Source organism: Jonesia quinghaiensis DSM 15701, assembly GCF_000423205.1.
GTDB classification, from domain to species: domain Bacteria; phylum Actinomycetota; class Actinomycetes; order Actinomycetales; family Cellulomonadaceae; genus Jonesia; species Jonesia quinghaiensis.
The window spans coordinates 273118-292110 of the sequence record NZ_KE383990.1; the positions used below are offsets into that span (position 1 = coordinate 273118).

The following is an 18993-nucleotide window of genomic DNA, read 5'->3' on the forward strand; positions in this document are numbered from 1 at the left end:
GCCCCGCTGCGATGCTTCCCTCAAGGTCGTCACCGCGTGAGGCCACCTGCGTGTGTGGACTGTCTGCAGACATGAGGCCTCCTTGGACGTCGTCGGGCCAGAAAAACTTGGCCAGGCCCCGAACTTACGAGGCCCCTGTCAGTTCATTGTAGAACTACAGGTCAAACAACGCCGCGACAGGTTTACTTCCCAACAGGTCACGCCCTCCAAGTCCACTTAACTCCATCAGGAACAACGCTTGAATCACATGTGCCCCACACTGCTCGATGAGTGCCACGCCTGCCGCAGCTGTTCCACCTGTAGCAAGGACATCGTCAAGCAGAACAACCTGAGCGCCATCAGGCAATGTTTCATCGCGAAGTTCGATCGTTGCCTGGCCATACTCAAGGTCGTAGGTGTAACTACGAACCGGTGGCGGTAGTTTGCCCGCCTTACGCACAGGCACAAAACCAATGCCCATGTGGTGTGCGAGTGCGGCTCCAAAGATGAAGCCTCGGGCTTCCATTCCAGCGATGAGATCAGTGTTACTAGGAACTAGTTCAGCCAGCGCGTGAACTGCTGTGGTGAAAGCTGCTGGTTCAGCAAGCAGAGGGGTGATGTCGCGAAAGACGATTCCTGGACTTGGGTAGTCAGGTAGATCGCGAATATACGACCGTAGGTCGACAGGTGTAATGCTATGTACAGACATCTCTACTTCTTCTTTCGTCGCGGCTGAGCGCGGTTTGCAAGCCGGACGCCAGGAACAATATCGCGGTCATCGCCACCAGCTGTCAGTGATGCACCGATAGCTTGGCTTGGGTCTTCTCCACGGTCGCGCGCATCACGAGCTGCAAATACTTGCGCGGTGTGCTCGCTGATTGCTTTCTCGCGGCTCCGTAGCGCTACTTCAAGTGGTGTTGCCAAGAAGATCGAAGAATATGCACCAACACCCATTCCCACAAACAGTGCGAGAGAAATGTCGCGCAGCGTCCCAGCTCCGAGCAGGAACGCGCCAATGAAGAGGATAGCCCCAACCGGAAGCAGCGCAACTACTGAAGTGTTGATCGAACGCACCATCGTCTGGTTGACAGCAAGATTTGAGCGTTCAGCGTAAGTGTGCCGGTACTGCTCTGTGATGCCTTCAGTGTTTTCGCGCACCTTATCGAACACAACAACCGTGTCATAGATGGAATATGCCAAGATTGTCAGCAACCCGATGATGCTTGCTGGCGTCACCTCCCAGCCAATTATCGCGTAAACCCCCAAGGTGATAATGAGGTCGTGGAAGAGCGCTAGGATCGCTGCTGCTGCCATACGCCACGCACGGAAGTACAAAGACATCACAAGCATGACAAGAGCCAGGAACACGAAGATACCCGTAAAAGCCTTCGCTGAAACGTCTTGCCCCCACGTAGGTCCCACAAATGAGCTCGCAACGTCATCAGACGTAACACCGTAAGCCTGCGCAAGAGCAGTGCGTACTTCCTGCACTTCAAGGTCAGTCAACGTGTTGGTCTGAACCCGCAGAGCGCTCGTCCCAAGAGTCGACACCCGGGCAACTTCACTCGGGTCAACTGAGGCAACCGCATCAATCGCTGGGCCCTGATCGCTGGTCTGAGCGTTTGAGATGGTGAACTGCGAACCACCACGGAACTCAATACCAAGGTTCAAGCCTTTAATGCCCAGGATCGCAAGGCAAGCAAGAAGAGTTACGGCCGCAGCAATGAAGAAGTACTTACGGTGGCCAACGATGTCGTAGGACCGTTTGCCTGTGTAGAGGTCGTTGCCCCACTTAGAGAACCCAGATGCCATGGTTCACTCACCGTCCTTGATGTGGGTGGTCTGCGCTGAGCCGCCCAATTCTTCGTGTTGTTGGCGTTCTCGTGCAGCCTTACGCTGAGCGATTGTCATGCGGGTACCGTCTTCGTTCAACCATGACCCGTGATCAGGTTGGCTCACTCGGCCTCGGCCCACGTAACGTACACGATCCACACCGAGACTTTCTGGGCTGAACCCGGACAACTTGTGTCCGTCTCGGAAGAACGGCAGTTTGGACAGTACCTTCAAGAGTGGGTGGGTGAAGAAGAACACCACGATGAGGTCGATCAGTGTTGTTAGTCCGAGTGTGAACGCGAAGCCACGTACCCCGCCCACTGCGAGGAAGTACAACACGATAGCTGCAATGAAGTTAATGGCATCTGACGCAAGAATGGTGCGCTTTGCTCGATCCCACCCGACATCGATAGCGCCACTGAGTGTTCGGCCTTCACGTAATTCATCACGGATACGCTCGAAGAGCACGATGAAGGAGTCAGCTGTAATACCGATCGCCACGATGATTCCCGCCACACCAGCGAGTGACAATCGATACCCCTGAACCCAGGAAAGAATCGCCAGGGAAAGGTAGGTCAGCACCGCCGCTACAACGAGTGATGAAATAGTGATCAAACCAAGAACGCGGTATTGAACCAAGGAGTACACTGCAACGAGCGCAAGACCGATAAGACCAGCGAGAATACCTTTTTGGAGTTGCTCAGAGCCCAGGGTCGCGGAAATTGTTTCTTCGCTCTGAACCTCAAAAGTTAATGGCAGCGCACCGAAACTGAGTTGATTTGCCAACTTGTTAGCGGACTCATTGGTGAAGGTTCCCTCGATCGAGGCCTGACCGTCATAGAAAGGTTGAGTAACACTAGGAGCAGAGATGACGAGGTTATCTAGGGCCATCGCAAACATGTTTGGTGCAGAACTCGTGGGGTCATAAATCCACTGCTCGTACTCAGGGAGATCCGCTAACCGGGAACTGACGGTTTCAAACTCCTTGGTGCCAGCAGAGTTAAACGAGATGTTCACGATCCACTCATTGGTTGTTGCACCCGTTTGAGTGGTCTTCAGACCAGAAGTAGCGGTAGCGATGTTGTTACCGCTGATCTCCATTGGACCAAGGATGTACTTTGTGCTGCCGTCTTCTGAGCAGGTGACCAAGACACCATCCGGGTCAGCTACTCCTCCGCCGCCAATGAGGCTCTCTGGCGATGTGCAGTCCAAAGCGTAAAATTCGTCAACAACTTCTTGCGTAATCTGTACTAGATCACTGGGGTTTGCTGGCTGTGCGGCAGACTCATCATCAGCCACAAGTGCATCAAGTGGCCCTTCAACGACCAACTCCGCATCGTCGCTGTCAGGAGTCTGGACCCCGTCAGCAGAGTCTGACTCTGCAGATTCGCTGTCGTCACCTTCAGGAACTTCCGCTTCACCATCAACAGCCGCGTCGTCCAAGACAATGGGCCCGGGATCACCGAAATACAAAACAGGTCGAAACTGCATCTGCGCTGATTCACGTACAAGCGCAAGGGTTTCTTCGCTTGGGCTACCTGGGAGTGCAACAACAATGTTGCGGCCCCCTTGGCTCGTGATCTCTGCTTCAGCGACACCTGAGGAGTCCACACGCTGTCGAATGATGGAGATAGCTTGGTTGATGTCTTGCGCTGACACCGGCTCATCATTCGCTGTTACTGCTTGCAGAATGATCTGTGTGCCACCCTCGAGGTCAAGGGCTAACTTCGGTGTCCACGAGGCATCATCAGAGGACCTCACGCCGGTGAATAGAATCCCTGCCCCGACGGTGATCACCAGCAAAAGGGTGATCAACGGCCGCCATGGACGGCTAGCGTCGCTGTTGGTACTGGCCAACTGTCAAACTCTTCTCATAACATGCGCCGAGGCGCTAACAACGTGTGGTGGTACAGGTACTACTTTGTGGTGTCGTCATCCCGACGTTCGTCCTGCGGGCGGGTAATGAGACCAGATACATCGTCTGGAACAACAAAACCGGAAGAAGTCTCTTCAGTGGCAGGCTCTTGTGCAACGGCTTCAACTGACTCATATGGCTTGGCAACAGCTGCGCGAACCCAAGATGTGTGCGCACCAGGCGATGACTCAAGGGTCACCAGATCTCCGTCAATCGATACGACAACGCCGACATAGCCTGAGGCTGTCATGACACGCATACCTGGCTCCATTGAGTCACGGAAAGCGATCATCTCTTTCTGGCGTTTGCGGGTTCCGCGAGTCATGAAGAACATGAGCGCGATCATCGCAGCGAACAGAATCAGGTATTCCATCGTTACACCTTTTCATGTGGTTGAGTACCAAAGGGAGTCTAGGCGTTCACACGCCCTTTTACCTAACGGCGGGGCAGGGAGAAAAGTGCCCACTTTACCTAAACAGTGTGCTGGAGTCCGCAGGTGGAGCAAGCCCCAGGTGACGCCACGTTTCTAGTGTTGCCACACGCCCTCGCGGTGTACGGCCCATCAAACCCTCGCGGACGAGAAAGGGCTCAGCCACGGTCTCAACTGTTTCTGGTTCTTCACCCACCGTGACCGCAAGCGTTGAAAGACCTACCGGTCCGCCGCCGAAGCGCGTACACAGCGCCGTCAACACGGCTCGGTCGAGACGATCCAATCCCTTTTCGTCAACCTCATAAACGGCCAATGCTGCTTGCGCCGCAGCATAATCAAGTTGTCCCGTGCCCTTTACCTGGGCCCAATCGCGCACCCGACGTAGCAGTCTGTTGGCAATACGCGGGGTTCCGCGTGAGCGAGAAGCAATTTCAGCTGCTGCATCTGCCGCAAGTTCCACCCCAAGAAGCCGCGCGGATCTGACAATAACCCGTTCAAGGTCACTTGCCGCATAAAAATCTAGGTGCCCGGTGAATCCGAATCGGTCCCGCAGAGGGGCTGGCAATAACCCCGCTCGTGTTGTCGCCCCAACTGCAGTAAACCGAGGCAGGCTCAAAGGAATCGCCGAGGCACCTGCACCTTTACCTACCACGACATCGACACGGAAGTCTTCCATCGCGACATACAGCAGTTCCTCTGCAGGGCGAGCCAACCGGTGGATCTCATCAATGAAGAGAACTTCGCCCTCATCGAGGGATGATAAAACGGCAGCGAGGTCACCTGCATGTTGGATAGCAGGGCCTGACGTCACCCGCAGTGACACCCCAAGTTCAGCGGCGATGATCATTGCTAACGTCGTTTTACCGAGCCCGGGCGGCCCGGACAGCAACACGTGGTCCGGCGGGGCTCCACGGCCCTTTGCCGCATCCAGGACAAGAGAGAGCTGTTCGCGAACTACCCGCTGTCCAACAAATTCATCGAGAGATTTCGGACGTAACGCAGCCTCCGCAGCTCGTTCCATATCGTCTGCTGACGATGCAACAAGCCGCTCCGAGGTCACCTCATGGGGGAAGTCATCGTCCTCATGCACGGTTTCCTCCTAGCACTTTCAGCGCTGACCTTAGCGTCGCTGGAACATCACGGGCAGAAACCGCAGTTGCCCCAGTTTCCTCAAGGACATGAGCCACTGTGTCTTCAGCCTGTTTTGCATTCCACCCCAAGGACTGCAATGCCTCAATGACCTGGTGTCGCTCGTCCACCTCGGTAGCACTCGGCGTAGGTGTTTGCGTTCCGGTAGGAGCAAGTTTTCCGGCAAGTTCGAGCAATATTCGCTGCGCAACTTTAGGGCCGATCCCAGGAACTCGCGTCAAGGCGCGAGCATCAGAGGATGCAACCGCATGCCGCAACATCTCTGATGTGTGTACAGCGAGCATCGCTAGTGCCAAGCGTGGACCAACCCCCGACACTGTTTGTACGGTCTCGAATACCTCTCGCTCATCGAAATCAGAAAAGGCAAACAGCGTCATGGAGTCCTCCCGGACAACCAACGAGGTAAATACAGTGACTACCTCACCCTTACGCATGGTCGACAGAGTCGTGGGGGTCGCGTACACGAGATATCCGACCCCAGCAACATCCAGGATGGCGGAATCGAGACGAACATGGGAGACCACGCCGGTTAATGAGGCGATCATGCGTTTTCACACTCTTCATCGTTGGTTTAAGAACATCCACACCAGTAGCACCACAACCAGTTTTACCCGGTGGTAGCACCTAACAGACCCTAATGCATGCGCCTGACATTCTGACGAGCTGATTGCTCGGCTGCAGCCCACTGCCGTTGTGCTGGTGTCATTTGGAAACGTTCTGCTTTGTCCAGAACACCAGCGGGTCGCCACAGATGACAAATCGCCAGTGCTAGCGCATCCGCCGCATCAGCGGGTTTCGGGGCTTCTGCAAGCCCCAAAATGTTCGCAACCATGCGCTGAACTTGTTCTTTTCCTGCGCCACCATGACCTGTCACCGCGGCCTTTACCTCACTAGGAGTATGCAAGGCCACGGGCACTTGTCGCTTCGCGGCAGCAAGCATCGCGATGCCAGCAACTTGGGCAGTACCCATAACCGTTGACAGGTTGTTCTGTGCGAAAACCCGCTCAATAGCTACAACGTCAGGTATGTGACGGTCCATCCATTCATCGAGTTCATTGGAGATCTTCAGAAGCCGAACATCAATGGAAGACTCATGGGATGAGCGTGCCACACCCACCGCAACAAGGCGCGCACGGCGGCCCGCTACGGAGTCGACAACACCGATTCCGCAGCGGGTCAGCCCTGGATCAACACCCAGAACTCTCATCGTTAACGTGTCTTTTCGTTAGCTTGGGTCTTCATCGAGTTCAGCCATCACGTCAGCCGAAACGTTGTAGTTCGCATAGACGTTTTGTACGTCATCTGAATCTTCCAACGCATCAATGAGCCGGAATACCTTTCGTGCGCCCTCAGCGTCAACGTCGAGACGGGTCGCAGGGTGCCACACAGTTTCCGCGGAGTCATACTCGATGCCAGCAGCATCCAAGGCGTCCCTGACCGCACGCAAGTCTGTAGCTTCTGAGAGAACTTCAAAAACATCTCCCTCAGACGCGACTTCTTCCGCACCAGCGTCAAGGACAGCTTCCATAATCTCATCTTCGTCATGCCCATTAGCAGGAATAACGATCAAGCCTTTGCGGGAGAACATGTACGCCACTGAACCTGGGTCAGCAAGCTGTCCGCCAGATCGGGTGAAGGCAACACGGACGTCAGCCGCGGAACGGTTCTTGTTGTCAGTCAGACACTCAACAAGCATGGCGATACCGCCCGGTGCGTAACCTTCATACATGATGGTTTGGTAGTCCGCGCCACCCTCGATAAGGCCAGCACCGCGTTTTACCGCCCGGTCAATGTTGTCACCGGGGACTGAGTTCTTTTTCGCTGTTTGGATCGCATCAAAGAGTGTTGGGTTACCTGACACATCGCCGCCACCAGTGCGCGCCGCGACCTCAATGTTTTTGATCAGTTTGGCGAAAAGTTTGCCGCGTTTAGCGTCAAGAGCAGCCTTCTTGTGTTTGGTTGTGGCCCATTTGGAGTGACCTGACATCGGTGTGGACTCCTTGCGTGTTGAGTGATTGTCTCCGAGCATCGTGTGACTGTGGTGCGCTCACCTCACGGTATGCGCGTTGTTTGTCACACATCATGCCCCATCAAACTTGTACGATTTTACCGGCTTCCGTCGGCGGTCTGCGACAACAGGCTGATCATCACAGCCCAATTGTTGTGTTCTCGTCTTCTAGACCTAACTGAAGCACAGTTCCGTCCCATCCGTGCGCAAGGTTCGCAAGGATCCCTGGTAGACCACGCGGAAAGACCTCACATGGCGAGTTCTGCAACTCTGGCACGCTCATCCAAGCGAGATCATCAACGAAGCTGCGTTCAACCTCGGTCCAGCCGTCCCGTGTTATCGCCACATCGTCGGCAACATATGCGAGGTAGAACACTTCATGCTGAATGATGTGTTCTTGAGCGAAATCGAAGAGGGCCGTGCGTTCCAGAATAGGGCCAAGCAAATCCTGAGGTGGCAACGTAATACCGGCCTCCTCAGACACCTCACGTATAGCTGCTTGCTGTGGCGTTTCTCCGGGGTCTATCCCCCCGCCCATCGTGAACCACCACGATCTACTGGGATTATGTTCATCATGTCCGCGCATCAGTAGGACGTGGCCTTGATTGTTGAGGAGGATCACGCGCGCCGCATGGCGTTCCCTTAGGTTCGCGTGACGCGTCATGACGCTTTGCTCGTGGTCACACGCAAACCGCTCGGCCACGAATCATCGAACTCCACTGTCTGCGGCATCGGTGCACGGCCTGCAAGGCGCAGTAGACGCACCACAGGGTTGGCGCGTTGGCGTTGTGCTTGCAGAACCGCCTCATTGTGGAAGCGACGAGCAATTTGGACCCTGTACCAGGCCGCAGCTAGTGAGCTGAGAAGTTCTTCAGCTTCGGGGATATCGTAGAGCGGTTGCGTTTCGAGGGGATCGTCAAAGAGTTGCGACAACACGGCAGTGAGCGAACTCTCTTCAGCTTCTCGCTCGAGCCCTAACGTTCCATCCAGCGCTTGGATCACACCCCGCCTTGTTGGCTCAGGCATACCACTACGATGCCGGACAACTAAATCGTGCAGGTCAGGTACTGCAACCATAAGTTCTTGGTCGCCATCACGGCACGAATTTTGTACTGCCCCCACTGCATCGGTGATGAGAAGTGCACTCACGGGGTCGAGAACATCTGCGGCAGCTAGTTCCCCAGCCGCCGAGGAACGGCGCAGAAGTTGCGCATCAAGCGCCAACCGTGATGCCACTACTTTACGGTGCAGCCGGTCCAAACGTTGAGCCTGAGCAAGCGCAAGCCACACCAGAACAGCGACAAAGACCAGCACGAGAACAGCAATTTCTGACCAAGTCATCGACGTGACCCCAATCGGCGTGGTGACGTGGCGGCAGGGTCTTCAGTGACACCATCTAGTGCAGTTGATGCAGAGAGCACCATTTCATAAACGGTCAAAATCTTTGACGTCACCTCTGACCAGTCAAATTGGTCTACGAACTGTGTAGCCTGAGCCACACGTTTTGCCCGTTCCTCAGGGTCGTTCAGCGCTTCACAAATCGCACGGGCAAGGTCATCGCTATCGGACTTTGTGAACATAAAACCCGCGCGTCCGTTGTCCAACACTCGTTCAAAAGCGCCAAGGTCTGAAGCGACGACGCATGTGCCTGCGCTCATCGCCTCAACGAGGACAATCCCAAAACTTTCGCCACCTGTTTGCGGGGCGACGTACAGGTCAACTGAACTCAGTAATGAAGCTTTCTCTTCGTCACTGATGCCGCCAAGGAATTCGACATGATGCGCCAACTCCCCCAACTGTTCGATGGCAGCTTTCATCCCGTCATCACCTCGCCCAGCAACGAGAAACCGCGCCCCTGGGTGGGTAGCGACCACTGTTTTGACCGCTCCCATCAAGAGCGGCAGGCCTTTTCGCGGTTCATCGAGACGCCCCAAAAAAGCAATCGTTGGTGCTTGTGGGGTACCTTGCCAGCGTTCATCAGGTTGTGCTGCACGGAACGTCTCGACATACACCCCGTTAGGGATCACGATGGCGTCTCCCCCAAGGTGATCAATGAGGGTCCGGCGGGCGTCCTCAGACACAGCGATCCGGGCGGAGAACTTTTCCAAGCTGGGTCGCACCATGGGGTAAACGAACTGCAAGGCACGCGAACGCAGCAGGGCAGTGTGGAAAGTACCGACAATTGGGCCGCGGGCCAACCACAAAGCAAGCATCGACAGTGAGGGGGTCATTGGTTCATGCAGGTGAAGAACATCAAAACGCCCTTCAACGAGCCACCGTCGAACCCGGGCTGCGATGCGTGGACCAAACGTCAACCGGGCGACTGACCCGTTGTAACGTATGGGAATTGAGGCCCCAGCGGAGACAATATAGTCCGGAATTGGGGTGTCCTCATCGGCTGGCGCGAGTACAGAAACGTGGTGGCCTTGCGCCATTAACGCTTCCGCGAGGTCTCGAATGTGAAATTGCACCCCACCTGGGGCATCGAATGAGTAAGGGCAGACAATCCCTACGCGCAGTTGCCGAGAGGCATTTGCCGGGGTCATACGTTCTCCTCAGGTGCAGTTACTGTGCTGTAGCGTGCTGCATCGAGGTCCTCTACGAACACTTTCTGAAGCATGTGCCAGTCTTGGGGGTGTTTAGATATTGGCGTTTCCAGTGCGCTCACCCACTGTTGAGAGAGGTCAGCGATCGCACTATGGCCTGTGGCGCCTGGCGTTGCATACACAGGGGGGCAAAATTCAATGACGATGCCCCACGGGCTGCCTGCTTGACGGCGCCGTTCTCCACGGAGACGTTCGTAGTAGATCGCTGAGGGGACGAGAGCAACATCGTTGCTTAATGCGAGGGCGGCGGGCCCTTTAGCGACGCGGGCAGTCCGCCCAAAAAGCGAGACTTCGACACCGGAATGCGATAGATCTCGGTCTGCAAGGAGACAAATGAGGTATTTTTCTGTGCGCGATGCTCGCATGAGCTGCCTGAAAACTCCGTCATCCCCGGCCGCGAGAATTGACATTCCTAAGGTCTCGCGGAATTGACGAAATTCCGTGAAGAGTTCCTCCGGTTTGAGGCGTTCGGCTACTGTAAGAACTGGACGTAGGTGGACACTTGCCCACATCCCTGCCAAGTCCCAGTTTCCCTGATGGGACAGCGCCAAAATCGGCGAGCCCCCGTGTGCCAGCGCGGAATCAATGTTCTCGCGGCCAACTACCCGCACTCGTGCGTCGCGCTGCTGTGCAGTCAAATGCGCTACCACAAATGCCTCTCCGAAATAGCGCATGTACGAACGCATTCCCTGGTGAGACAGTCGCCTGATTTGTTGGGGTGTGGCCTCAGGGCGGATCCGGCTCAGGTTGCGTTCGAGTTGTGTGACACCTTTGCCACGCATCAGCCATGTGAGGTCTGCAACTCCAGCCATCGCACCACGCCACAGTGGCCCTGGCACCCGCCAAGCATGGCGCCAAGCCAGCATATACAGCGTAGAGAGATTCATTTTATGGTTCCTCGCGAGCAACTAAGGTCTGAGAACGCACATGCGTTATGCGCTGCACAAGTGTGACAGCAGAAATCGCGGCGAGGAACACGAGAGCCCAAGCAAGAACGGCGGGCTGGTCTGTGAGTCCAGCGATAAGGGCAGCGACGAGTGATACCACTAAGCGTTCAGGGCGTTCTGCGATTCCAACGTTTCCATCAAGGCCTAAACCTTCGGCACGGGCGCGTGCGTATGAGACGCATAGTCCAAGGACCAGTGAGGCTAGCGCAGCTGACATACCGAGGTGGTTGTTGCTAGGCGATGTCCACGCGAAATACATTGCTAAGCCAACAAAAATGGCGCCGTCTGCCAACCGGTCAAGTGTGGAGTCGAGGAACGCCCCCCATGGCCCAGAGCGACCAGAGAGACGAGCCATCGTTCCATCAAGGGAATCCGTGAAGACGAGGAGACCAAGCAGCAGAGAACCGGCAATCAGATTCCCTTGCGGGAAGAGCCATAGGGCAACGGCAATAACGCCGAGAGTCCCAGCAACTGTTACTGCGTCTGGGGTGATTCCCAGTTTCAGGAGGAATCTGGCAATGGGAGTGAAAATCTTTGCCATCACCCCGCGCAAGCCGTTCAGCAACGTTCTCTCCTCTTGTTGTGTGGTGCATCCTCCATGGTGATGGAGCCGTTCATACTATGCCATGTTGTGGGGTGTACCGGCAGTATTCTTGCTGTCTTCATGTTCAGGTAGGCCACGACGCGGCAAGGCGGTCTCGGGTATCAGAAAGAAGCGCAGGCATCGCTTTGGTTTGCGCAACGATGGGGAAAAAGTTGGCGTCTCCTACCCACCGCGGAACGACATGTTGATGGAGGTGCGCTGCGATGCCAGCACCACCAGCCTCGCCTTGGTTCATTCCGATGTTAAAACCAGCTGGAGACATCACGGAGCTCAATGCAGCCATTGCTTGCTGCGTCATTGTGCCCATTTCTGTGACAACGTCGACGTTGATCTGGGAATACAGGGAAACATGCTCATAGGGCACTACCATCAGGTGCCCTGAATTGTACGGATACAGATTCAGTACCGCATAAGCCAGGGTCCCTCGATGCACGATCAGCCCTGCGCGGTCGTCGCGCTCCGGAATATGGCAGAAGGGGCATTGACGAGAACTTGAGTCGTGGGGTTTATTCTCGCCACCAACATACGCCATTCGGTGCGGGGTCCAGAGCCTGTCGAGGGAATCTTGTGTGCCCGCAAATTCTTGTGCCAGATCAACGGTGTACTCGTGCTCAGCCACTTCTCTCACGTTCTGTGCTCCATAGTGATGGGCGGTCACCGGTTGGTGACCGCCCATGGATACTAAACCTGCGCTTTTGTGGAGATCGCCTCTCGAATGCGAGCAATGGCATCTGCCACGGGGATTCCGTTCTCTTGGCTTCCATCTCGGAACCTGAATGACACCGCACCCGCTTCTGCATCTTCCCCACCAGCAATGATGGTGAACGGAACCTTCGATGTCGATGCGTTTCGGATCTTCTTGGGGAACCGTTCCGTGGAATTGTCGAGTTCCGCTCGAACACCAGCAGCCCGCAATTGAGCGACCACGTCAGCGAGGTAGTCATTGAATGCCTCAGCCACAGGGACCGCAAGAACTTGAACGGGTGCAAGCCACACCGGGAACTGGCCAGCGTAGTGCTCGAGGAGAACAGCGAAGAATCGCTCAATGGAGCCAAACAATGCACGGTGAATCATGACCGGACGTTGGCGTGTCCCATCAGCTGCTTGGTATTCCAGATCAAACTTCTCAGGAAGGTTGAAGTCCAGCTGGATTGTAGACATTTGCCACGTGCGCCCGATGGCGTCCTTGGCCTGAACTGAGATTTTTGGACCATAGAACGCTGCGCCGCCTGGGTCTGGCACTAGGTCAAGTCCAGATGCCTGCGCAACCTCTTCAAGGGTTCGTGTTGCTTCTTCCCACATGTCATCAGAACCCACTGTTTTGTGTGGGTCACGGGTTGACAGTTCGAGGTAGAAGTCATCGAGGCCGTAGTCTTTCAGCAAATCAAGGACAAAGTTCAAAGCGTCAGTGAGCTCTGACTTCATTTGTTCCTTGGTGCAGTAAATGTGGGCATCGTCTTGCGTGAAACCGCGCGCACGAGTTAAACCGTGGATAACACCTGACTTCTCGTACCGGTATACGGTTCCAAATTCGAAAAGACGCAAAGGAAGTTCGCGATATGACCGACCACGCGCATCGAAAATCAGGTTGTGCATTGGGCAGTTCATGGGCTTGAGGTAGTAGTCCTGCCCCTGTTTGCGCACAGTTCCGTCCGCGTCACGTTCCTCGTCCATGTGCATCGCTGGGTACATGCCCTCGCGGTACCAGTCCAAGTGCCCAGACACTTCATACAACCGTGATTTTGTGATGTGAGGGGTGTTCACGAAGGAGTACCCGGCATCAATGTGGCGTTTACGTGAGTACTCTTCCATCTCCATGCGCACCACACCGCCCTTGGGGTGGAAAACGGCAAGGCCAGAGCCCATGGCGTCTGGGAAAGAGAAGAGGTCGAGTTCCACGCCGAGACGGCGGTGGTCGCGCTTTTCTGCTTCTGCAATGCGGTCCAGGTGGGCAACAAGTTCTTCTTTTGTGGGCCACGCCGTGCCGTAGATGCGTTGCAGTTGTGGGTTCTTTTCACTGCCACGCCAGTATGCTGCCGCCGAGCGTGTGAGTTTAAAGCCGTTGCCAATCAGGCGAGTTGAGGGCAGGTGTGGTCCCCGGCAAAGGTCTTGCCATGCAACCTCACCGTTGCGCCGCACGTTTTCATAGATAGTAAGTTCCCCAGCACCTACCTCAACTGATGCACCTTCAGCTGCATCAGTCGACTGAGACTTCAAACCAATGAGTTCGATTTTGTACGGTTCATTGGCGAGTTCGCTGTGCCCTTGCTCGTCGCTGATGACTCGGCGACGGAATGTTTGTCCCTCTTTGACGATGCGTTGCATCTCTTTTTCGAGCTTCTTCAAGTCCTCTGGCGCGAAGGGGACCTCTACATCGAAGTCGTAGTAGAAACCATCAACGATGGGAGGGCCAATTCCCAATTTTGCGTCGGGGTTTACCTTTTGCACAGCCTGCGCAAGCACGTGCGCTGCCGAGTGCCGCAAGATGTTCAGTCCATCTGGCTCGGTAATTGCCACACCTTCAACAAGATTGCCGTCTTCTATAACAGTAGACAGGTCTTTCAACTCACCATCTATGCGAAGCGCAACAATCTCTCGCTGCCCGGAGTACACGTCGGTGCCGGTCGAGCCTGCAGTCACCGTCGTTGTGTCACCGTCACGGGTGATAGTTATGTGTGGTGGCTGCATCTGTGCTTCTGACACGGTTGTGTTCTCCTTGGTCATGACAAAAAGGTGCTGCTGGGTAGCAGCACCCTCCCATCTTAGCGATCTTGTGGTGGCTCGTCGTTCGCCTGCTTGGCTTTGCGAGCAAGCGTGTCGATGTGCCCGTCAATTGCATCTGGGGCAACCTTCTTCATCTGAGTGGCCACAGTATCAATGCGTTCGTCGGTGGCAGCAGCTTTGAGCTTCGCCACTGTGCCATCGGAGCGTGCCAGCGCGTTTTTTGCCTTGTTTACTAGGTCATCGATTCCCATGTCGCCTCCATCATGGTGTTGATCCCCCCATTGTGGGGTGACCCCATTGTCGGTCAGCCACAACATCACCACAAGCAGTACTGCACAAAACACAGCAGGAAAACAAAAAGGTTCCAAGCGATGCTTGGAACCTTTACTGAGCGGATGACGGGATTCGAACCCGCGACCCTCACCTTGGCAAGGTGATGCTCTACCACTGAGCCACATCCGCGTGTTCCACTGCAGTGGAACAGAGAAAACTGTACCGCAGATCCACAGGGAGCCAAAATCTGATAGGCCCCCCAATCGAAGAAGCTGGGTGGAAGGTGTTTCCGCCTTCCACCCAGCACTATTGTCCCTCTCACAGGCCAATTCTTGCGGATTCAGAGACTACTTCACTGATCAGTGATCGTGCCCGTCATGCTCGTGATCCTCTGCATGCTCATCATCAGTGTGCTCGTCATCACCGTGTTCTTCGTCGGCGTGGTCGTCCTCAGCATGGTCTTCTTCCCCGTGGTCATGACCTTCGTGGCTAGGTTCACCACCAGTGATGCCGTTCAGTTCATTAGGAGTGACCTCAAGAGTGGCTTCTTTCCATACTTCACCAGCAACGGTGTCAACAATGATGACGCGGTTCGTTGCTGGGTCAGTGACATACGCCATGCCGTCGAGGAAGAAAATGGTGGGACGTGGCTTCTGCCATTCTTCTGGCTCTTCCCAGGCCTCAATCACTGGAATCGAGGTTGTCACCTTCGCTTTGACTGGGTCAATAACGTGGATAGCTCCGTCTGTACCCAGTACCAAAGCGTTACCGTCGTCATCGCGAGCCAAGGAGCGGAAGGTGTAACTTGATGGAATATCAACTAGTTGAAGTTCCGCGGTTTCGGTGTTGATGAGAGAGATACGCGTTGGGCGTTCAAGGTCAGCATCAGGGTCAGACTTGTAGTCACCTAAGACAATCGGCGACTCTGGCGAACCTGATTGGTTACCGATGCGTCCATAGTCATCTGGGCTTTCCACCTTGGTGATGGTGTCGCCGTCAATGATGAGGACACCGTCTTGGCACCCCACAACAATGCGCCCGTCCTGGGCAGCAGCTTCACCGTGGACTCCTGGGCATTCAGTGTTTTCAGTAACAGTTGAACCGTCGGCAGCAATAATTGCCACCCCGGTACGTTCTTCTTCCGTTCCGATTGTCACAACGAGGCTACCGTCAGCGCGCGGGACAGCGACGCCATGGTGCGCCTCCGGCGCCTGCCATGTCATGACCGGCTCTTCGCCCTCCGCAATGTGAGCACTTTCGTACACGTCAACCTTGCCGGTGCCGTCATCAAATAGCGCTGTCAAGCCATCGTGGACAACAGCGTGACCTGGTGTGGTTGCTTCTTTGACGACCCCTGTTGATGCAGGCGTTTGGGTGTAGTAGTGAGCATGGTCCCCGTGAGCTTGAGCCCAAGCACCTGCATCGAGGAGTTCGAACCCTCCGCCTGTTGAGAGGAAGAGGTGGCGATTATCGCCAGCTTGGTTCAATCGGATGAATCCTTGCGCAGCGGTGTCTCCCACTTCCTCGAGCGTTAGAGCGTCGAGGTACTTCACTCCACCTTCGTAGGTCACTGCGATGCGAGGAGTTCGCGCTGAAGCTTCTTGCGCCTGGGCAGGCTCAGTCTCGGTGGTTTCAGCAGGAGTTTGCGCATCATTGTTCTCGCTCGCCGAGCTGTCAGCGCAACTCGCGAGAACCACAGAGAGTGCCATTGTCAGCGCGAGTGCACTCAATGGTTTTTTGGCAGTTTTACGTGTCGTAGTCATGGCGCGGAGTACGCGTCCTTCCTCATCTAGAATGAGAATCATTCTGGTTAATTAGGGGGACTCCCCCCTTGCTCCATCACCAACCCTACCCATCGATGATAACGATTATCAATTACAGAGTAAGTGCGATGGCTCACATGACAACTGTCAAGGCAACACAAAAGGTCCCAGAGTAAACTCTGGGACCTTCTTTTGTGCGCGATACTGGGATCGAACCAGTGACCTCTTCCGTGTCAGGGAAGCGCGCTACCGCTGCGCCAATCGCGCAAGATCTCATAACACATGAGTCTTGAGAGGTGGAGACGGGATTCGAACCCGTGTATACGGCTTTGCAGGCCGCTGCCTCGCCTCTCGGCCACTCCACCATGAGATTCGTCCACTAACGTGGAGTCTCCGAGCGGATGACGGGATTCGAACCCGCGACCCTCACCTTGGCAAGGTGATGCTCTACCACTGAGCCACATCCGCATATTCACTGAGTTGAGCGGGTTTTCCCCGCCGCTCTCGGCGACATGTAAAACCATAGTATGGATTGACTGCGAAACACAAACCGGCTTGGGTCACACTGGCAGAACCCGCACCATCTCAAGCCTGCTGCAACACAATCAGATGCCATCGCGACCACTGTACGGTTGATCTTGTGAAGGGAAAAGCCGTTTTCGCAGGCCGTTCAGGCACTAATCCAGTGGAGTATCGAGAATTCCGAGCCCACAATACCGCCCCGTGGGATCTACCTCACACTGGGGTGTGGTTTGTCGTCGCGGACTTCGAAGGAAGAATCCGAGGCTGGAGCTTCGAAAACACAACCACCGTGGAAACACCCACTCCACAGGCCACAACACCAAGTGACTTTCCAGGCTTTCGACTCGACTGGACCTCATCAGTCACCGAAGAGGACTACCAAACAGGCGTCGAAACCATCCGTCAACACATCCGCGACGGACGCGCCTACCAAGTCAATATGTGTCGGGTACTTCATGCTCAACTTGACACCCCTGGCCCCGCAGAATCACTCGCTGCGCATCTGGCCGCAGGAAATCCCGCACCGTACCAGGGCTATATCGACGTCCAAGGGAACCACACCAGCAATTCCGCTTGGCTCGTGAGTGCTTCACCCGAACTTTTTGTGTCTGTGAACCGCACTGCGGATCATTGGACAATAACGTCAGCCCCCATCAAAGGAACAGCCCCCACAGCCGCCGGTTTACTCGACAAAGACACAGCTGAAAACATCATGATCACCGACTTGGTACGCAATGACTTGTCGCACCTATGCTCGCCCGGGACAGTCGTTGTTGACCACCTCCTCGAGGTGGAACACCACCCCGGGCTCGTGCACCTGGTGTCCACCGTGACCGGAGACCTTGCGAGCCCTCCGATCACACCTAAGCACTGGCAGCACATTTTTGACGCCACGTTCCCCCCTGCTTCAGTCAGTGGCGCCCCGAAACATAGTGCACTGAGCATTATCAGTGAACTCGAACCAGGGCCTCGGGGGCCTTATTGTGGAGGCTTCGGGTGGGTGGATTTTGACGAAGGTACTGCGCGATTGTGCGTCGGCATTCGCAGTTTTTGGTGGGAAAAGAACAGCGCATACGGTCCAGGTGGTCGCCTCCATTTTGGGACAGGTGCTGGGATCACTTGGGGCTCCGATCCGCACGCTGAATGGCGCGAAACGCAACTCAAAGCGCAACGACTCATCGCCCTAGCCAGCGGCACACCAGGAGGGGAACTAACATGACGCTGTGGTGCGATGGAAAGTTCTTACCCGATGACACACTTGTCGTTGGCCCATTCGACCCGGGTTTAAGTGTCGGGGACGGTCTTTTTGAAACAATGGCTGTTTACCACGGTCGAATTTTTGCTCGTGACCAACACGTGGCACGCTTGAATCGATCTGTCACCGCGCTTGGCTTCGCTCCTGTTGAGTGGGACATAGCCGCTGTGTGCACCGAAGCTGCCCACCATAGCGCCGATCTGCCTGTAGCCCGATTACGCGTAACCCTCTGGCACGGAACTGGGAACGAAACCCACCTGGCAGTGTCGCTGCGCGAAGAACCTAACGCACCCCTGCTAGGCATGATCAAAACCACCGATGCACGGGTGGGAATCGGCCCGTGGATACGTGACCCAGCCAACCCCTTAACCGGTCACAAATCAACCTCCTATGGCGGAAACGTTGCAGCCTTGCGGTGGGGTAAAACGCGCTCCTTTGATGAAGTCTTGTGGCGGGGCCGATGGGGCGGTGTCTGTGAAGGCACAACAGCGAACCTTCTTTTCGTCCATCAGGACAAGCTCTACACCCCGGCCGATGACAGTGGTTGCTTACCTGGAGTAACTCGAAACATCCTCACGGCAATAGGTGATGAACTCGGCGGTGTGTTGATGATGGCGGCTAGAGACTTGTCGAACATTAATGTCGCAACCTCTGGGCTCGCACTCGTGGGAACGTTCCGAGGAGTTCACGCCGTAGGTCATGTCGACAACAAGCCGGTACACGTGAAAACACTGATCCGAGAAGCGCAAACACTCTTCGCTGACCGCATGCACGACTTCCTCACCAACTAACCCCAGTTTTGGGTTTAGCCGGTCGTGGCGCTATTATCGACAGGTACCAACCACACAGGAACCGAAAACGGTTCTGTTGGGTTCTTGGGCGATTGGCGCAGTGGTAGCGCGCTTCCTTCACACGGAAGAGGTCGTGGGTTCGATACCCGCATCGCCCACCATAAGCCGGCGCTTCACCTGCACTGATAGGTGGG

The 18993-nt window shown here is 55.4% G+C and carries 19 protein-coding genes and 5 tRNA genes; 3 read left to right on the forward strand and 21 right to left on the reverse strand.

Annotated elements, in window-relative coordinates:
• Positions 1-154: 154 nt before the first annotated feature.
• The 21 genes from G538_RS0113680 to G538_RS0113780 form a co-directional block, all read right to left on the reverse strand.
• Entirely contained in the window at positions 155-688 is a 534-nt protein-coding gene (locus G538_RS0113680) for an adenine phosphoribosyltransferase (protein WP_029069746.1), read from the reverse strand.
• A 2-nt stretch (positions 689-690) separates the two neighbouring features.
• The gene (secF, locus tag G538_RS0113685) at positions 691-1791 is read right to left on the reverse strand and encodes a protein translocase subunit SecF (protein ID WP_029069747.1); all 1101 of its coding nucleotides are present in this window, start codon (positions 1789-1791) and stop codon (positions 691-693) included.
• A 3-nt stretch (positions 1792-1794) separates the two neighbouring features.
• Positions 1795-3669, reverse strand: coding sequence for a protein translocase subunit SecD (secD, locus tag G538_RS0113690; RefSeq protein ID WP_029069748.1), 1875 nt, complete (start codon positions 3667-3669; stop codon positions 1795-1797).
• Between the two features lie 59 nt (positions 3670-3728).
• Entirely contained in the window at positions 3729-4100 is a 372-nt protein-coding gene (yajC, locus tag G538_RS0113695; RefSeq protein ID WP_029069749.1) for a preprotein translocase subunit YajC, read from the reverse strand.
• Positions 4101-4194: 94 nt separating this feature from the next.
• A complete protein-coding gene (gene ruvB / locus G538_RS0113700; protein ID WP_169514138.1) occupies positions 4195-5178 on the reverse strand; it encodes a Holliday junction branch migration DNA helicase RuvB in 984 nt (327 codons plus the stop codon).
• Between the two features lie 61 nt (positions 5179-5239).
• A complete protein-coding gene (gene ruvA / locus G538_RS0113705) occupies positions 5240-5851 on the reverse strand; it encodes a Holliday junction branch migration protein RuvA (RefSeq protein WP_029069751.1) in 612 nt (203 codons plus the stop codon).
• Between the two features lie 89 nt (positions 5852-5940).
• Positions 5941-6513 (reverse strand): crossover junction endodeoxyribonuclease RuvC, encoded by a 573-nt coding sequence (gene ruvC, locus G538_RS0113710; RefSeq protein WP_029069752.1) that lies wholly within the window; start codon positions 6511-6513, stop codon positions 5941-5943.
• Positions 6514-6531: 18 nt separating this feature from the next.
• Positions 6532-7293, reverse strand: a complete 762-nt coding sequence (locus G538_RS0113715) for a YebC/PmpR family DNA-binding transcriptional regulator (protein ID WP_029069753.1) — start codon at positions 7291-7293, stop codon at positions 6532-6534.
• Positions 7294-7453: 160 nt separating this feature from the next.
• The gene (locus G538_RS0113720; RefSeq protein WP_029069754.1) at positions 7454-7978 is read right to left on the reverse strand and encodes an NUDIX hydrolase; all 525 of its coding nucleotides are present in this window, start codon (positions 7976-7978) and stop codon (positions 7454-7456) included.
• The gene (locus G538_RS0113725) at positions 7975-8655 is read right to left on the reverse strand and encodes a hypothetical protein (protein ID WP_029069755.1); all 681 of its coding nucleotides are present in this window, start codon (positions 8653-8655) and stop codon (positions 7975-7977) included. The genes G538_RS0113720 and G538_RS0113725 overlap by 4 nt, the downstream gene beginning before the upstream one ends.
• Positions 8652-9860 carry a glycosyltransferase family 4 protein gene (locus G538_RS0113730; RefSeq protein WP_029069756.1) on the reverse strand — a complete coding sequence of 403 codons (1209 nt, stop codon included), beginning with the start codon at positions 9858-9860 and terminating at the stop codon, positions 8652-8654. Before G538_RS0113730 ends, G538_RS0113725 begins: the two co-directional genes overlap by 4 nt.
• Positions 9857-10807: a phosphatidylinositol mannoside acyltransferase gene (locus G538_RS0113735; protein WP_029069757.1), complete on the reverse strand. Its 951-nt coding sequence runs from the start codon at positions 10805-10807 to the stop codon at positions 9857-9859. The genes G538_RS0113730 and G538_RS0113735 overlap by 4 nt, the downstream gene beginning before the upstream one ends.
• 1 nt (position 10808) lies before the next feature.
• Positions 10809-11432: a phosphatidylinositol phosphate synthase gene (gene pgsA, locus G538_RS0113740; RefSeq protein ID WP_029069758.1), complete on the reverse strand. Its 624-nt coding sequence runs from the start codon at positions 11430-11432 to the stop codon at positions 10809-10811.
• A 103-nt stretch (positions 11433-11535) separates the two neighbouring features.
• The gene (locus G538_RS0113745) at positions 11536-12090 is read right to left on the reverse strand and encodes an HIT family protein (RefSeq protein ID WP_029069759.1); all 555 of its coding nucleotides are present in this window, start codon (positions 12088-12090) and stop codon (positions 11536-11538) included.
• Positions 12091-12152: 62 nt separating this feature from the next.
• Entirely contained in the window at positions 12153-14195 is a 2043-nt protein-coding gene (gene thrS, locus G538_RS0113750) for a threonine--tRNA ligase (RefSeq protein ID WP_425402192.1), read from the reverse strand.
• Positions 14196-14233: 38 nt separating this feature from the next.
• Positions 14234-14446, reverse strand: a complete 213-nt coding sequence (locus G538_RS0113755; protein WP_029069761.1) for a hypothetical protein — start codon at positions 14444-14446, stop codon at positions 14234-14236.
• A 139-nt stretch (positions 14447-14585) separates the two neighbouring features.
• Positions 14586-14657 (reverse strand) — tRNA-Gly (locus G538_RS0113760).
• Between the two features lie 170 nt (positions 14658-14827).
• Positions 14828-16231, reverse strand: a complete 1404-nt coding sequence (aztD, locus tag G538_RS17025; protein ID WP_035834503.1) for a zinc metallochaperone AztD — start codon at positions 16229-16231, stop codon at positions 14828-14830.
• A 195-nt stretch (positions 16232-16426) separates the two neighbouring features.
• Positions 16427-16498 (reverse strand) — tRNA-Val (locus tag G538_RS0113770).
• 27 nt (positions 16499-16525) lie between these two features.
• Positions 16526-16596, reverse strand: a tRNA-Cys gene (locus G538_RS0113775).
• Between the two features lie 31 nt (positions 16597-16627).
• Positions 16628-16699, reverse strand: a tRNA-Gly gene (locus G538_RS0113780).
• 172 nt (positions 16700-16871) lie between these two features.
• Between G538_RS0113780 and G538_RS0113785 the strand changes: the two genes are divergently transcribed.
• From G538_RS0113785 to G538_RS0113795, 3 genes are all read left to right on the forward strand, one after another.
• Positions 16872-17972, forward strand: coding sequence for a chorismate-binding protein (locus tag G538_RS0113785; protein ID WP_029069762.1), 1101 nt, complete (start codon positions 16872-16874; stop codon positions 17970-17972).
• Complete coding sequence (locus tag G538_RS17030) at positions 17969-18799, forward strand: aminotransferase class IV (protein WP_051197245.1); 831 nt, start codon at positions 17969-17971, stop codon at positions 18797-18799. The genes G538_RS0113785 and G538_RS17030 overlap by 4 nt, the downstream gene beginning before the upstream one ends.
• An 86-nt stretch (positions 18800-18885) precedes the next feature.
• A tRNA-Val gene (locus G538_RS0113795) sits at positions 18886-18960 on the forward strand.
• Positions 18961-18993: the final 33 nt, after the last annotated feature.

Coding starts and splice junctions, on each gene's coding strand:
- G538_RS0113730 (WP_029069756.1), bottom strand. CDS start 9,860: ATGACCCCGGCAAATGCCTCTCGGCAACTGCGCGTAGGGATTGTCTGC.
- G538_RS17030 (WP_051197245.1), top strand. CDS start 17,969: ATGACGCTGTGGTGCGATGGAAAGTTCTTACCCGATGACACACTTGTC.
- G538_RS0113720 (WP_029069754.1), bottom strand. CDS start 7,978: ATGACGCGTCACGCGAACCTAAGGGAACGCCATGCGGCGCGCGTGATC.
- aztD (WP_035834503.1), bottom strand. CDS start 16,231: ATGACTACGACACGTAAAACTGCCAAAAAACCATTGAGTGCACTCGCG.
- G538_RS0113725 (WP_029069755.1), bottom strand. CDS start 8,655: ATGACTTGGTCAGAAATTGCTGTTCTCGTGCTGGTCTTTGTCGCTGTT.
- yajC (WP_029069749.1), bottom strand. CDS start 4,100: ATGGAATACCTGATTCTGTTCGCTGCGATGATCGCGCTCATGTTCTTC.
- ruvC (WP_029069752.1), bottom strand. CDS start 6,513: ATGAGAGTTCTGGGTGTTGATCCAGGGCTGACCCGCTGCGGAATCGGT.
- G538_RS0113680 (WP_029069746.1), bottom strand. CDS start 688: ATGTCTGTACATAGCATTACACCTGTCGACCTACGGTCGTATATTCGC.
- G538_RS0113715 (WP_029069753.1), bottom strand. CDS start 7,293: ATGTCAGGTCACTCCAAATGGGCCACAACCAAACACAAGAAGGCTGCT.
- ruvA (WP_029069751.1), bottom strand. CDS start 5,851: ATGATCGCCTCATTAACCGGCGTGGTCTCCCATGTTCGTCTCGATTCC.
- G538_RS0113735 (WP_029069757.1), bottom strand. CDS start 10,807: ATGAATCTCTCTACGCTGTATATGCTGGCTTGGCGCCATGCTTGGCGG.
- G538_RS0113755 (WP_029069761.1), bottom strand. CDS start 14,446: ATGGGAATCGATGACCTAGTAAACAAGGCAAAAAACGCGCTGGCACGC.
- ruvB (WP_169514138.1), bottom strand. CDS start 5,178: ATGGAACGAGCTGCGGAGGCTGCGTTACGTCCGAAATCTCTCGATGAA.
- secF (WP_029069747.1), bottom strand. CDS start 1,791: ATGGCATCTGGGTTCTCTAAGTGGGGCAACGACCTCTACACAGGCAAA.
- thrS (WP_425402192.1), bottom strand. CDS start 14,195: ATGACCAAGGAGAACACAACCGTGTCAGAAGCACAGATGCAGCCACCA.